This window comes from Streptomyces griseus subsp. griseus (assembly GCF_003610995.1).
Lineage (GTDB): Bacteria > Actinomycetota > Actinomycetes > Streptomycetales > Streptomycetaceae > Streptomyces.
The window spans coordinates 3,364,899-3,378,187 of sequence record NZ_CP032543.1 but is presented as its reverse complement, the minus strand read 5'-3'; the positions used below and the strand labels follow the sequence as shown (position 1 = coordinate 3,378,187).

Genomic DNA, 13,289 nt, shown 5'->3' with positions numbered 1-13,289 from the left:
GACGGTGGGGAAGTGACGATGACTGGAAGGCCTCTCTCCGCAGCCTTCCACGAGACCACGTCAGGCCAGGGGACGACCGCGTGCGGCCTCCCTCTCTGACCGCCGATTCCGGGATCGGCGGCCCGAGTTCCTACCCACCCCGGATGTCGGCGTCCGCTCTCGCGGGCGGCGGCACGAGAAAGTCCTCACCCTGAGCGAGGAGTAACTGGATGATAGGCAAAGCCGGCCGGGACACATCTGTGTTCACGTCCGAGGAAGACCTGGTCGAGGCGGCGCTGACCTGGAAACGGGGGGACCCCTTCCCCCTGTTGGAGGGCAGCGCGCTGAGACGCTTCCTCTCTCTCGGCGACGGTGCGTTACCCGCGGTGGTGACGACCCCACGGGCCGGATCCGTGGTGTCGACCGGTGGCGAGGTGGGCCGGGCCTGCGGGCGGCTGCTCGCCATCGCGACGGAGCGGCCGCATCTCCACGTTCCCGTCGGGGATGTCGTCCGCACCGTCGGGGAGCAGAGCGGCCCGGTCGCCGTGGTCGCCCTGGCGGACGAGCTGGAGAACGCCGGGGACTGGCCGGGAGCCCGCAACCCGAGGGCCGGCGTGGTGAGCGCCCGGACCCCGGCGTCGCTGGTCTGCCTGGTGTACCGGAGTCTGGTCCCCGAGCACCGTTCCAGCCCCGGCGCCTTCGTCGTGACCAACTCCTTCCACAGCGACGACCTGTCGGCCGACGCGGTCGAGATGGATGAGCTGGACGCCCTGTACGGGACACGGCACCAGCTCGTCACGTACCACCTCCACGGCCGCGAGTGCAGCCTCGGCCTGCCCGATGGGGTGATCTGCGGGCGGACGGACGAGGGGGCCGGCTTCCTGGGCCTGCCCTCACTCCCCGGTGCCGCCACCGCCCCGGGCCCGCTCGTCCCCGAACGCCCTCTCCTCGCCGATCTGCGCATCCCTTCCTGCCTGCGCGGCGAGGGCTGTTTCCGGGCCGACCTGGACGAAGGACAGCGCGTCCGGGCCGCCGATCTGCACGCGGTCCTCGTCTTCTCGCAGAGCTGCGGCGCGGTGTCCGCCGGTGTCAGCCCCTATCCGGAGGCGGTGGGTATCGGGGGCGGCTTCCTCGAAGGAACCGCCGTCGCGGTCATCGGCGGCATGGGCTCGCACAACGCCGAGCCCGGCGCCGAGCGACTGCTCGAACGCGGGCTGCGCGCCGGGCTGCCGCTGGGGGAGATCGTCGCGGAGATGAACAGCGGCCAGGACGGCGCGCGCGGCGGCCTTGCGGTGTTCGGCCTGGCGGGGGACCCCGGACTCGTACTCCGCTACACCGGCGGGCCTCCCGAGCCGGAGCAGGCCGCGACCACCGCCTCGGCCCTGGAGAGGCTGCACTACCTGCACGACTCCGTGATCCCCGGCTGCGAGCGGCTGGCGTGGCTGGAGGTCGACATCGACGAGGAACCGCTGCGGGCGGCACGCGCCCGCGTCCGCGCTCTGGCGGAGGAGCCGGACCGTCCCGGACTCGGCGAGGACGTGAGCGTTCTGGACGACGAGATCGCAGTCTTCCAGGAGGAGTTGATCGCTCGGACCGCAGCCATGATCCAACGGGACGGAGCCGATTTCCTCGGCGACGCCTCTCCCGCCTTCCACCGGATGGCGCGCCGTGACGCGCCCTGCACCAGCTGCGGGACCGACCGGGGCCAGCACCTCGTACTGCGGCACGCGGTGGACCACCGGCTGACCGTCCAGACCCTGCAGTGCCGCCGGTGCGGCGACGTCTGGTGGTCCACCGAGGAGGGTGAACCCACTCTCCTCATCGGCGGACGCGTGGACACCGACGCCGACCGGGCCGCACCCGGCACCCTGACCCGGACCGTCACCAACACCGGTGACCGCACGGTGCGCGGAGCGGTGGGTATGGCGTTCCGCGCCTTCTACGAGCCTCCCGTACTGCCGACGTGGCACAGCGAGGCGGTCACGATCCCGCCCGGAAGCTCCCACACCTTCACCGCCTCCCTGGCACTGTCGTCCCCAGGAGCGCGCCCCGATGTCCACTCGGGGTTCGTCATCGCCCTACTCGACGGCGTCCACCTGATGAGTCCGGTCATCCTGCGGCTCTCCTGAGCCCGTCAGTACCTCTCTTGCCAGATCTTTCCAGCCGATAAATCGACCGGCCCGACCCCTTTTCCCGACCTTTCATGGCCCGGCCGGTCGAAGGTGGACCAAGCGGCGGGAAAAGCCGACGGAGTGAGATCTCCCGCTCCCTTTTTCTTCTCCCCGCCTGACAGACATAAGACCACCCTTGTGGGAACGCCTTGAAGCCCACCGGGAATTCAACTCTGCCCAGCCTTACCGAACCCGCTGTCCGGGCACCACCAAGATCTGGTCACCTCCGAGAAATAGGAGGGGATGACATGAGCGCGACAACATGCAAGGATTCTTCTTGCAGAGCCCCACCTTCCTTTCGGCTAGCGGAAGAGTGGAACGCAGGCGCAACAAAATCGATCCATGGAAAGGGTGTATCTCTATGGCAGCGCCGAGGGAACGTAAGGACGACCATCTGCTGTACGCCGACGCCGTCGGCTCCCGTGGCAAGTCGGGCGTCTGGTTCGGTGAGCGCGAAGCCTTCCAGACGCGTCAGCAGGACGTCATGGAAGACGTCAAGGAAAAGATCAACTGGGTTCCGCTCGAAAACGCCGTCATGGCCGTGAGCCTGGACCCGCCGGGGATCGTCGTCATGGCCCCCAACCCCTCGCTCCCGGGGATCATCGTGCTGGCCGACGGAGCCACGCCGGAGAACTCCGAGCAGCTGAAGTCCCAGTACACCTCCATCGTCAAGGAGGTCATGGACAAGCAGGGCCTCACGGTCGAGACGTACGACGACGAGGCCGGGGAGCCGAAGGCCGGCTGAGCACTCCGGTCCGACGGTGGGGCCCGCACGGGCCCCACCGGTAAGAATCCGGCATGACCGAGCGAGTGAGGAAACTTCGAATGGACAAGGCGACGACTCGGCCGGTCGAACGGGCATGGGATCGGTATTTCCTGTTCGACCTCGGCGAGAGTGCAGCGATCTTCGACCCGGTCCGGTTGGAGACGGTGTACCTCGACGCCGCGGAGACCCGCGCGGTGCGCGAGGGCGACGACGGGCGGATCGCGGAAACACTCTCGGAGTACGGGTTCACCCCCGGAAACGGAGACGCCGTGGACCTTCCCGGCGATGTCGTGAACCACCTGGCACACCTGGGGATCAGCGGTCAGCCGAGCCACATCGCCGGATACCGCATTGTGGTGACGGACAAGTGCAACATGAAGTGCTCGTACTGTTTCGTCGACACCAATACGGGAGCACCGGACCTGACCGAGGAGGACTTGCGTCTCGGTCTCGACCTGCTGTTCGAAGTGAATCGGGGACGGCCGGAGGTCACTTACCAGTGGTTCGGCGGTGAGCCGACCATCCGGCCGGACCTGATGATGGCGGGCGACCACTACGCCCGCGAACTCGCCGAGAAATTCGACGTCGGCAGCATCCAGCCGACGGTCGTGACCAACGGGGCGAAGATCAACGATGATCTGATAGCCCACTTCAAGGAATTCCGGTACGGCGTCGGGGTCTCCATCGACGGCCCGCCGCCGACCAACTCCAACGAACGGCTGCTCCTGTCGGGCAAGCCCGCCGACGAGCGCATCCACCGCAATATCCAGCGGATGCTGGAAGCCGGCATCCACGTCGGCGCGAACGTCACCCCCACGCAGTGGAACGTGCACGAACTGCCCGAGATCGTGGACTACATCCTGTCGCTGGGCATCAAGTTCCTCTACGTGAACACGCCGATCCCCGCCCACGGCACCTGGATCGCCCACGGTCCGGAGTTGGCGCGCAACCTCTACCAGGCGCGTATGCGGGCCCTCTCGCGCGGCGGCATGCTCTTCTCCCACCTCGACCGCATCTACCAGGCGCTGGACTCCCGTCGCCCGCGGGTCTTCGAGCACCTCCAGGGATGCGGCGGCGTCAACGCGGCCCTGCTCCCCGGCGGCCGCATCAGCCTGCTCGACCTCAACTGGCGGGACCCACGCTTCATCTTCACCCTCGACCAGATCCGTAAGGACCACTCGCTGCTCGGGCGGGCCGCGAAGGACCTGCACCCCTTCGACGGCTGCAAGACCTGCCCGGCGCTCGCGATCTGCGGCGGTCCCTCGCAGAACGAACGGCTGCTGCGCCGCACCCAGATCCCCACCGACGACTTCTGCGGCTTCTTCAACGAGGGTCTCGCCCTCGCCGTCGCGGACAACACCGCACTTCAGTGATACGCGGGGGAGCTCCGGCCACCGGCCGGAGCTCCCCTCCCCGCACCATGACCGCCGATGAACAACGGAGGACGCCACGGTGACCGACCAACTCGTCCGGGGCGACCGGAACCCCGCCACGGCGGAGACGACGTCGCACCCCCCGGTGACCGGGCTCCTGGTCGCCGTCGACGAACGGTGCGACCTGGGCTGCAAGTTCTGCCTGCGTGCCGATGTCGGCCGCGCCGCGCTGGACCTTCCCACCTACGCCCGCGCCCTGTCCCGCTGCAAGGAGCTGGGGGCCACCTCGGTCTGCCTCACCGGTGGCGAGCCCACGGACCACCCGGACTTCAGGGAACTGGTCAGGGTGGCCGTCCAGTTCGGCTACGCCTGCTCCGTGGTCACCGCGGCCCGCGAAGGGCGCCGGCTCGACGCCTTGGCGTCCGTGGCGGGCCTGCTCTCCCATGTCACGGTCTCGGCGGACAGCCTGGGCGCGCAGCGGGTCGGAGCCACCGAAAGGACCATCACGGGCAGCGCCGCGGTGTTCGACGCGCTCGGTCACGGCCGCGCCAGTCTGCACGTCACCGTGTGGGAACTGGAGGACGCCGACCTGGAGGCGATGGCCGCCATCGACGCGGCCTTCGGGGTGGAGTTCGAGCTGAGCCCCCTGCTGCTCACAGACCATCAGCTCAAGAAGGCGACCCCCGAGGCGGTACGTAGCCGCTACGCGGGCGATCTGGCGGCGCTGCGGGATCGATTCGGCCTCTCGGACCGCTTCACCGACGCACTCGCCGCCCTGGACCGCAGCCTTGCCGGCACGCTGGACCGCACCTGCTCCAGCGACCGGCTCTACCTCTCCCCGCGAGGCGCGCTGCGCCGCTGTCCGTACGACAGGAAGAGCGAGGTCGACATCCGGCTGTCGCGCAAGGCCGTGGCCGACGGGGTGCGAGCCCTCCACGCGTCGCCTTCCGCGGTCGGGTCCCGTTGCGCACTGCTCTGTGGAGAGTGAGGAAGAGATGACACGCGTAGTCCTGGGCACCATGCGGACCTCGGGCAACTTCAACAGCCTGATGGTCGTCGACCGCGACACCCACCGGGCCGCCGAGGTCGTGCGGATGGCTCGCAAGCTGAACCTGGACGGGGTGGACACCGCACCGATCTACGCCCGCACGCTCGCCGAGAGCGACCTCGGCGAGCTCTGCCCCGACCTGCCGGTGTGGACCAAGGTGGGGGTGGACGTCCGTACCCCGTTGCCCACGCTCGACTACAGTCTGCCCACCATGGCCGCCACCTTGGCCGACTCCGGCCAACGCCTGCGGCGCTCGTCGGTCGACTGCGTCCTGGTCCACAATCCGCCGATCGAGGTCTTCAGGACGTTCGACTGGCCCGAGATGCACCGTCTCCTCGTGCAGGAGGGACCGGCCCGGGACCTGGGCGTCTCCGTGCTGGACCCCTCCGAGATCGCGCTGGTCGCGGACGTCGGCACTCCGCTGGTGACCATGGTCGAGACAGCCGTCCTGGAGCGGCATCCGGAGCTCGCACCCCGGCTCCGCGACGCCGGGCACAGGCTGGTCCTGAGAAGCCTCTTCGCCGGTGGCCGCTCCATCCGGACCCTGCCCGCGGAACGCCGGGCCCAGGCCGTGACCGAGCGCCTGACCGCGCTCACGGCCGCGTTCGACCCGTGGGCCGTGGTCATCGCCCCCAGGACTCCGGAGCAGTTCGCCGACTACCTCCCCGCCGTCGAGCAGCTGCGCGCGGAGACCTCCCCGTGACCTCCACCCCCCACCTCCTGCTGGAGCGGTTCGGCTTCTGCGTGCTGCCGGGCGCCGCTCTGCCCCTGCTGCCGGATCTCGAAGGGGCGTTCGCAGCACTGCTGCCCGAGGAGGAGGCGCCGGCCGCGGAGCGCCGCACGCGCTTCCACGCGGTCGAGCACGCTCCCGGGATGGCCGTCGCCGGACGCGTCCCCGCGCTGGACGACCTCCTGTCCCGCACAGGGGCCGCCTCCATGGTCACCAGCGACGTCAACGTCCTGGTCGGAGACTCGTACTGGCACTCCGACGGCTTCTACGCGGAGGGACTGTATCTGCGCGCCGTCGTCTACGGGGAACCCACGGACGCCGACACCGGTGCGCTGCGGGTCATCCCCGGCTCGCACCGGGTCGAGGGAGGGTGGCAGGGCGAGCCGGTACGGCAGTTGATGCGGCACGACCAGGCGCTCGGACTGCGCGGCGACCAGGTCCCCGCCACCGTGCTCCCCACCGACCCCGGCGACGTCATCGTCTTCAACACCAACGTCCTGCACTCCGCCTGGAACGGCGGCCGGCGTCGGCAGTGGGCGTGGAACTTCGCCCGGCAGCCGGTCACGGCCTCCGAACGGACGGCCGCCTCGCAGTACGTCCTGAACCGGTTCGTGAGCGGAACAGTGAGGTTCACCTGACATGACCACCGAGCAGCACTCACCGCGTCGACGGAGGTTCGACCTCTTCGGCTTCGAGGTCTTCCGGGGACTGCTCGCCGGATGCGCCGACGACGCCTTCGCCGATGTGGAGGCGGCACTCGCATCCGGCGGCAACGTCCGCGGCTCCCGGGAGCGCAGGGCCGTCCCGGGATTCCTGGGCCGCTCCGCCGCCCTGTCCCAGGGATGCGCCGACGTCCGCCTGGAGGCCTTGGCCGCTGAACTGCTCGGCGGTCCCTGTGTCTACCTCTACGGCGACGCGAGCGAGATCCACGGTGACACCTACTGGCACTCCGACACCGAGGGAACGGACGACGGCGCCTCCCGCACGACGGAGGGGTCGTCGGCGCGGCTGGTGAAGTTCGTCCTCTACGACACGGCTCTCGACGGCCCCAACGGTGCGCTGCGCCTGCTGCCGGGAAGCCACCGGGCCCCCGCCGCCTACCCCACCACCGACCTCGCCCCCGAAGATCTGCCGGCCCAGGTCCTGCCGGTCGAACCGGGAGACGTCATAGCGTTCGACCCACGCGTCCGCCACGCCGCGCTGGGCGGGGTGGTCCGCCGTCAGATCGCTGTGGCCTTCGCTCGCAGGACGGAACACGCGTCGGCACAGCAACAGTTGATGAGCCTCGTGATGGCGGACAAGACCGTGGTCTGAGTCCCCGGCAGGCACCCGAACGGCGGCCTGTGCGCGTACCCGCAACACCTCAGTGCCGACCGCCCCCACCAGCCGACCGTGCACCGGAAGCACGAGCCGATGAACCTCCACCTCCCTGCGACAGCCACTCACCCGGTCCTGCATGAGGCCCGGGCTGCCTGGGCCCTGCTCGCCGGACCGGACGCCTCCTTCCTCCCCGGCCGTACGAGCGTGGCCGTCGCCCCGGCCTCCCGGCTGAGTCCGCCGGGCTGGACGGCTGTGGTCGTCCTGGGGGACGCCGCGCTGGTGACCGTGGCCGATGCCCGTACGGCAGACCGGGCCACCACGGCTCTTCGTGGCCGCGGAACGAAGGAGTTGGCAGGCCCCGGCCGGCTCCAGGACCGGTTGCCGTTCACCGAGGTGCTGGGCCCACCTCACCTGCTGTTCCTCACACCGTCCCGGTTCCGCCCGGTCCCGTCTGTCGCCGAGGGGGCCCCCGCCGACGATCCCTCGCTCCTGGCGTTCCTGGACCGGTGCGGTCCCGGAGACGCCGACGAGAGCGCGCTCGCGGGTATCACGAGTCCGGCGAGGGCGGTGCGGTGGGACGGCAGGATCGTGGCCGCGGCGGACATGAACTCTGGCCACGGGGCACCGCCCACCTCAGTATCCTCACCAACCCCCGCCATCGCCGCCGAGGCCTCGCCGCCCGGGCAGTCGGGTCGGCCGCGGTCGGGGACGCACTGGCCCAGGGCCTCCTGTGCCAGTGGCGGGGGCGCACCGGGGCCTCCCGGAGGGTCGCCCATACGCTGGGCTTCCAGGGAACGGGTTTCCAACTCAGCCTGCGGCTCTCCGGAGACTGACGGCCAGGGGCTGTCCTGCGATTCCAGGCGAACCAGCGTGCGGCGCCGCACGCGGTACATCGCTGCGGAGGAGCGTTCGCATACCGAATGTGCGAGGGCATCCCGACAACGCGGCGAGGCGCCGAAGCTGTGGCCGTGCGCCCCCGGGGATCCAGGAACAGCCCTTCCGAACCGATCATGAAAAGCACAAAGGCCCAGGTCAGAGGCGTTCTGTCCTGGGCCTTCACTGAGCCGCCTTCGGGATTCGAACCCGAGACCTACGCATTACGAGGGCCTGCACGATCGTGACGGGTGGTGATTCATGATCATGCTTGATCCGGTTCTCCCTGGTCAGAGACCTCTCGGCCTCGTTGACGTGACGCTCAATCCAACGGGTGCTGTCCCGTCCGCTCACGCAACCCTGCCCCTAGCGCGAGAGGAGACTGCATTGAGCCGCTTCTACCTCTCCATCTCCGCGACGGGCGTCGTGTCGACTCCGCCGAGGCTGTCGTCAAGCTCGCCTCGCGAGCGCCAGGCATCCACTCGACGATCGAACAGCGGGCGACACCGCGCCTCTCCCTCGGCGGCGCTTCAAGGCATACGCAAGAGGTAGCCGCTGCTGAGCGGCCTCTCGGGCCCCTCTTGTTGACGTGGCATCGACTGCCCTCTCCGCCATGCCTTCGGACGAGTGGCCTCACCTCAATCACCGACCCGCACGGATGTAGGTCACGCTGAACGCTTTGACCTGGCGGTACTCCTGGTGCCTGGTAGCAAGGTCGAACGCGTCACCGGTGACGAACTGGAAGATGTCGAGACCGCGGCCGAGCAGGATCTTCCAGCCAGTGTCGGTGACGATCGAGCGGTCATGGATCGTGTCGTCGAACGAGATATCGAGATTGATGCCGCCAGCTGATGCGCCCTGCTTGACCTTGAGGAGGAACTCGAGCTGCTTACGGACCTTCGACCGCATGCAGCGCCTGGTCCGCCCAGACGGCGTGTTCGGCGCGGAGTTCATGATGCCCGTCGAAAGACGCCACCACATGATCGAGCACTACACCTCCCCGGAACGCCTTCACCCCCACTTCATCGGCGACTGGGAGGTCCTGCTCACCCTGCGGACCATCGAGTTCACGGAACGCGCCCACGTCGGCCAGCTGCACGACCACACCCACCGCATGGGCCTCCTGCTCGCGGCCCGGACGTCCACCCTCACCGACCACTTCTGAGAGAAGGCCCCATGAAGCACGAATACGAGGCGAAGTTCCTGGCCGTGGACGTCGCCAGCCTCCAGAACAAGCTGAGCGCCCTCGGTGCCGTCCAGGAGTTCCCCCGCACACTCCTCACCCGCAAGATCTTCGAGAACGAATCCCTCGACGGCGGAGCCTGGATCCGCCTGCGGGACGAGGGCACCCGCTCGACCCTCACGCTCAAGCAGGTCACCGACGCCACGACGATCGACGGCACCAAGGAGATCGAAACCGAGGTCACCGACCTGCACGCCATGGCCGACATCCTGCGCCGAGTCGGCCTCACCGAGGTCCGTTACCAGGAGAACTACCGCGAGGAATGGCGCCTGGGCGCGGTCGCCTTCGACTTCGACACCTGGCCCGACCTGCCCACCTTCCTGGAAATCGAAGGTCCCGACGAGGCATCGGTGCGCCAGGCCGCCGCGCTGCTGAAACTCGACTACTCCGAGGCCCGGTTCGGCAGCGTCGACGCAATCTACAAGAGCGAGGCCGACCGCGACATCCTCGCCGAGCCCACGCTCTTGTTCTCCGAAGCCGAGAAGCAGAAGGACGCTTCTCCCACGGCCCAGGACCGTTGATCGGGGAGGGAGACGAGCGATGCTGACGGAAGTCGCCCTACAGCACAGGGTGATCCCCGGGATCGCCGAGTTCGCCCGAGGAGGACTGCCCTCACCGGCGGCCACCGACGACGGCAACGAGTGGGTCGACGGACCCTGCTGGCTCTACTGCGGACAGCGGTGGACGCGCGTCCTGTGGATCGGCCCCGCCAGAGTCGCCGGGGCCCAGGCCCCGATGTACGCCTGCGGCGCCTGCATCGGCGAGCTGCAGGAACGGGTCTGGCAATCCTTCTTCAACGAGAACCGCCCGGCCGGCTCCACCCGGCCGAGCGATTCCGCCGAGGTGGGGCAGTCGGCCTCCGGCAGGAGAACCGGCAAGCATCGGGGCCAGAGCAGGCTCTTCCGCCGTAGTTAAGCCCCCGCCCCGGTCACGCTGGTGCCCGCTGTCCCCCGCAGCGAGAGCCCGTGGCCGGGGCGGGTCATTGGCGTGCGCGCCTTCGGCGGAAGCCCCGAGACGAACGGCCTGACAACACAGCGACCGTTTCACGTCCACCGATACGGTCTTCCCACCCACCCCGGGCCTCTTGGAGGAGCAGTCGTGAAGCAGCAGACCACGGACGAGCGGCCGGGCATCGCCGCCGCCATCGTCGTTCACGAGGGCCGCGTGCTCATGGTCCGCCGCCGGGTGAGCGAGGGGCAGCTCTCCTGGCAGTTCCCCGCCGGGGAGGTCGAGCTCGGCGAGGAACGTGAGGCCGCCGCTGTGCGGGAAGCCCAGGAGGAGACAGGGCTGACCATCGAGGCGGTCAAACTGCTCGGCGAGCGCGTTCACCCCAAGACGGGCCGCCTCATGTCCTATACCGCCTGCCAGACCCTGGGCGGCACAGCTCACGTCGCCGATACCGAGGAGCTTGTCGAGCTTGCCTGGGTATTCCATGGCGACATCCCGGAGTACGGGCTGTTCGAGCTGGTGCAGGACTACCTCGACGGGACCCTGTCCGTGCAGACCGTTCCAAGTTTCGGCGGGGGACTGAGGGGTCATGCCCTGGTGGAGGGGCCGAGAGCATGGGGCCTGGTGCCAGCGGGTGGTGGGGCGCTGTCGGCGTGCGGTGGTTTCCAGGCAGGCCTTGAGCATGGAGGGGGTGAGGTCGGGGGCGATCCGCCCGCCGGGGCGGAAGATCTGTTCCCCGCCCTTGTTGAGGTCGCCAGGGAGGTCGGCGGCGTAGCCGTGGAGATCTCCGGACGGTCCGCGGCGGGGCTTGATCGCGATGCCGCCGGCTTCGAGGGGAGGCGAGGAGTTCCTCGGCGTTGCCGGCGTGGGGGAGGGCGGCGCGGATGCGGTCCTGGAGCCAGTCGCGGCTGGTCTGCTCCCAGCCGAGGCGTTGGGCCTTATGCATCTCGGCCTGGGTGGGGCGCTTTCCGGCGGCGCGGTCGCCCTTCCTCGGCTGACGCAGGCCGTGGTCGGTCTCGATCTGGCGGCAGGCGTCGCCGACATCTCCATCAAGATGGTGCCGGACGACAGAAAACCCCAGGTCACGGGCTATGTGACCTGGGGTTCAACTGAGCCGCCTTCGGGATTCGAACCCGAGACCTACGCATTACGAGTGCGTTGCTCTGGCCAACTGAGCTAAGGCGGCGTGCCCTGTCGCACTATGGTGCGATCAGCAGCGGGCCCAAGTCTACACAGTTTCCGGGGGTGCTCCGTACACGGCGCCCCCGGAGGCGTTTTCCCTGGTCAGTGGGGGTCAGGTGCACTTCTTGTCATGGGTGGGCGGGGTGCCCTCCAGAAGGTAGGTGTTGATCGCCGTGTCGATGCAGTCGCTGCCCCGGCCGTACGCCGTGTGGCCGTCGCCGTCGTAGGTGAGCAGGGTGCCGGAGGAGAGCTGGGCGGCGAGGGCCTGGGCCCACTTGTACGGGGTGGCCGGGTCGCGGGTGGTGCCGACCACCACGATCGGGGCGGCGCCCTTCGCCTCGGTGCGGTGGGGGGTGCCCGTGGGCTTGGTGGGCCAGTATGCGCAGTTCAGGGAGGCCCAGGCGAAGCCCCGGCCGAAGACCGGGGAGGCCTTCTCGAAGTCGGGGACCGCCTTCTCCACCGCGTCGGGGCCGTCGAAGGCGGGCGGGAGGTCGAGGCAGTTCACGGCGGCGTTGGCGAACATCAGGTTCGCGTACTTGCCGTTCGGCTCGCGCTCGTAGTAGCTGTCCGCCAGCGAGAGGAGGCCCGAGCCGTCGCTGCGCTGGGCGCCCTCCAGCGCCTCGCGGAGCTGGGGCCAGGCCGCCTCGTCGTACATCGCCGCGATCACCCCGGTCGTGGCCAGTGACTCGCCGAGCTCGCGCTCGTCGTCGCCGGTCGGGACGGGCTTCGCGTCCAGGTCCTGGAAGAGCTGCTTCAGCGCGGTCGCCGCGTCCGCCGTGGACGTGGTGCCCAGCGGGCAGTCCGGCTGCTTGACGCAGTCGGCGGCGAAGGACTGGAACGCCCCCTCGAAGCCCGCCGTCTGGTCGCGGTTCATGTCGATCGCCGGGAGGGAGGGGTCCATCGCGCCGTCCAGGACCAGGCGGCCGGCCCGCTGCGGGAAGAGGTCCGCGTACGTGGCGCCCAGGAACGTCCCGTACGAGGCGCCCACGTAGTTCAGTTTTCCGTCGCCCAGCAGGGAGCGTAGGACGTCCATGTCGCGGGCCGTGTCGACGGTGGAGACGTACGGGAGGATCTCGCCCGAGCGCTTCTCGCAGCCTGCCGCGAACTTCTCGAAGGCGTCCGTGAGCTTCCGGACCTCCGCCTCGTCGTCCGGGGTCTGGTCGACCTGGGTGAAGGCGTCCATCTCCTTGCCCGTCAGGCAGTCCACCGGTTCGCTGCGGGCCACGCCGCGCGGGTCGATGGCCACCATGTCGTAGCGGGCCCTGACCTGGGCCGGGTAGCCGAGCGCCGCGTACCCCTGGAGATAGCCGATCGCGGAGCCGCCGGGGCCACCCGGGTTCACCAGGAGCGAGCCGATCCGTTTGCCGGGGCCGGTGGCCTTCTTGCGGGAGACGGCCAGGTCGATGTCGCCGTCATCCGGTCTGTCGTAGTCCCTCGGCGCCTTCATCGTCGCGCACTCGAACCCCTCCACCCCGCAGTCGCGCCAGCTCAGCTTCTGCGTGTAGTACGCCGACAGCCCCTCCGGCGCCGCTGTGCCGGTGGCGGAAGCGCTCGGCGACGAGCCGCCGCCGCTACAGCCGGAGACGAGCAGGCCGGCGGTGCCGAGCCCGATGGCGAGGGTGTGGAGCAGGCGCCTGGTGTTCATCCTCGGAGCGT

13 protein-coding genes, 1 tRNA gene and 2 pseudogenes are annotated in these 13,289 nt (G+C 69.4%); 12 read left to right on the top strand and 4 right to left on the bottom strand.

Annotation, left to right across the window (positions count from 1 at the left end; translation table 11 throughout):
- The first annotated feature begins 209 nt into the window (after window positions 1-209).
- From D6270_RS15015 to D6270_RS33080, 8 genes are all read left to right on the top strand, one after another.
- Window positions 210-2,108, top strand: a complete 1,899-nt coding sequence (locus D6270_RS15015; protein WP_158650520.1) for a hypothetical protein — start codon at window positions 210-212, stop codon at window positions 2,106-2,108.
- A gap of 403 nt (window positions 2,109-2,511) precedes the next feature.
- Window positions 2,512-2,895, top strand: coding sequence for a hypothetical protein (locus D6270_RS15010; RefSeq protein WP_109164938.1), 384 nt, complete (start codon window positions 2,512-2,514; stop codon window positions 2,893-2,895).
- A gap of 80 nt (window positions 2,896-2,975) precedes the next feature.
- On the top strand, window positions 2,976-4,289 hold the full coding sequence (locus tag D6270_RS15005) for a radical SAM protein (protein WP_158650519.1): 1,314 nt from the start codon (window positions 2,976-2,978) through the stop codon (window positions 4,287-4,289).
- A 79-nt stretch (window positions 4,290-4,368) separates the two neighbouring features.
- On the top strand, window positions 4,369-5,277 hold the full coding sequence (locus tag D6270_RS15000; RefSeq protein WP_109164940.1) for a radical SAM protein: 909 nt from the start codon (window positions 4,369-4,371) through the stop codon (window positions 5,275-5,277).
- A gap of 7 nt (window positions 5,278-5,284) precedes the next feature.
- Window positions 5,285-6,040 carry an aldo/keto reductase gene (locus D6270_RS14995; RefSeq protein WP_109164941.1) on the top strand — a complete coding sequence of 252 codons (756 nt, stop codon included), beginning with the start codon at window positions 5,285-5,287 and terminating at the stop codon, window positions 6,038-6,040.
- Window positions 6,037-6,705, top strand: coding sequence for a phytanoyl-CoA dioxygenase family protein (locus D6270_RS14990; protein ID WP_109164942.1), 669 nt, complete (start codon window positions 6,037-6,039; stop codon window positions 6,703-6,705). Before D6270_RS14995 ends, D6270_RS14990 begins: the two co-directional genes overlap by 4 nt.
- 1 nt (window position 6,706) lies before the next feature.
- Window positions 6,707-7,381 (top strand): phytanoyl-CoA dioxygenase family protein, encoded by a 675-nt coding sequence (locus tag D6270_RS14985; RefSeq protein WP_109164943.1) that lies wholly within the window; start codon window positions 6,707-6,709, stop codon window positions 7,379-7,381.
- Window positions 7,382-7,893: 512 nt separating this feature from the next.
- A complete protein-coding gene (locus D6270_RS33080; protein WP_318780020.1) occupies window positions 7,894-8,220 on the top strand; it encodes a GNAT family N-acetyltransferase in 327 nt (108 codons plus the stop codon).
- A 682-nt stretch (window positions 8,221-8,902) separates the two neighbouring features.
- On the opposite strand, the gene D6270_RS14975 is transcribed toward D6270_RS33080, so the two are convergent.
- Complete coding sequence (locus D6270_RS14975; protein WP_225976860.1) at window positions 8,903-9,169, bottom strand: MIT C-terminal domain-containing protein; 267 nt, start codon at window positions 9,167-9,169, stop codon at window positions 8,903-8,905.
- Here D6270_RS14975 and D6270_RS14970 point away from each other — a divergent pair.
- The 4 genes and pseudogenes from D6270_RS14970 to D6270_RS14955 form a co-directional block, all read left to right on the top strand.
- The gene (locus tag D6270_RS14970) at window positions 9,168-9,425 is read left to right on the top strand and encodes a hypothetical protein (protein ID WP_225976859.1); all 258 of its coding nucleotides are present in this window, start codon (window positions 9,168-9,170) and stop codon (window positions 9,423-9,425) included. The two genes, D6270_RS14975 and D6270_RS14970, sit on opposite strands and share 2 nt — an antisense overlap.
- Before the next feature lie 11 nt (window positions 9,426-9,436).
- Window positions 9,437-10,024, top strand: coding sequence for a class IV adenylate cyclase (locus D6270_RS14965; RefSeq protein ID WP_109164944.1), 588 nt, complete (start codon window positions 9,437-9,439; stop codon window positions 10,022-10,024).
- A 19-nt stretch (window positions 10,025-10,043) separates the two neighbouring features.
- A complete protein-coding gene (locus D6270_RS14960; protein WP_030422580.1) occupies window positions 10,044-10,418 on the top strand; it encodes a hypothetical protein in 375 nt (124 codons plus the stop codon).
- Window positions 10,419-10,601: 183 nt separating this feature from the next.
- Window positions 10,602-11,003: pseudogene (locus D6270_RS14955) on the top strand (NUDIX hydrolase); the annotation flags it as partial.
- 66 nt (window positions 11,004-11,069) lie between these two features.
- On the opposite strand, the pseudogene D6270_RS14950 reads toward D6270_RS14955, so the two are convergent.
- The 3 genes and pseudogenes from D6270_RS14950 to D6270_RS14940 all read right to left on the bottom strand — a co-directional run.
- A pseudogene (locus tag D6270_RS14950) lies at window positions 11,070-11,493 on the bottom strand (mobilization protein); the annotation flags it as partial.
- A gap of 70 nt (window positions 11,494-11,563) precedes the next feature.
- A tRNA-Thr gene (locus D6270_RS14945) sits at window positions 11,564-11,637 on the bottom strand.
- 108 nt (window positions 11,638-11,745) lie between these two features.
- Window positions 11,746-13,278 (bottom strand): alpha/beta hydrolase, encoded by a 1,533-nt coding sequence (locus tag D6270_RS14940; protein ID WP_109164945.1) that lies wholly within the window; start codon window positions 13,276-13,278, stop codon window positions 11,746-11,748.
- Window positions 13,279-13,289 lie beyond the last annotated feature (11 nt).

Bases quoted from the DNA above. Each gene is read 5' to 3' on its own strand.
- D6270_RS14960 (WP_030422580.1), top strand. From the start codon at position 10,044: ATGCTGACGGAAGTCGCCCTACAGCACAGGGTGATCCCCGGGATCGCC.
- D6270_RS15010 (WP_109164938.1), top strand. From the start codon at position 2,512: ATGGCAGCGCCGAGGGAACGTAAGGACGACCATCTGCTGTACGCCGAC.
- D6270_RS14965 (WP_109164944.1), top strand. From the start codon at position 9,437: ATGAAGCACGAATACGAGGCGAAGTTCCTGGCCGTGGACGTCGCCAGC.
- D6270_RS14975 (WP_225976860.1), bottom strand. From the start codon at position 9,169: ATGCGGTCGAAGGTCCGTAAGCAGCTCGAGTTCCTCCTCAAGGTCAAG.
- D6270_RS14985 (WP_109164943.1), top strand. From the start codon at position 6,707: ATGACCACCGAGCAGCACTCACCGCGTCGACGGAGGTTCGACCTCTTC.
- D6270_RS14970 (WP_225976859.1), top strand. From the start codon at position 9,168: ATGCAGCGCCTGGTCCGCCCAGACGGCGTGTTCGGCGCGGAGTTCATG.
- D6270_RS15005 (WP_158650519.1), top strand. From the start codon at position 2,976: ATGGACAAGGCGACGACTCGGCCGGTCGAACGGGCATGGGATCGGTAT.
- D6270_RS14995 (WP_109164941.1), top strand. From the start codon at position 5,285: ATGACACGCGTAGTCCTGGGCACCATGCGGACCTCGGGCAACTTCAAC.
- D6270_RS14940 (WP_109164945.1), bottom strand. From the start codon at position 13,278: ATGAACACCAGGCGCCTGCTCCACACCCTCGCCATCGGGCTCGGCACC.
- D6270_RS15015 (WP_158650520.1), top strand. From the start codon at position 210: ATGATAGGCAAAGCCGGCCGGGACACATCTGTGTTCACGTCCGAGGAA.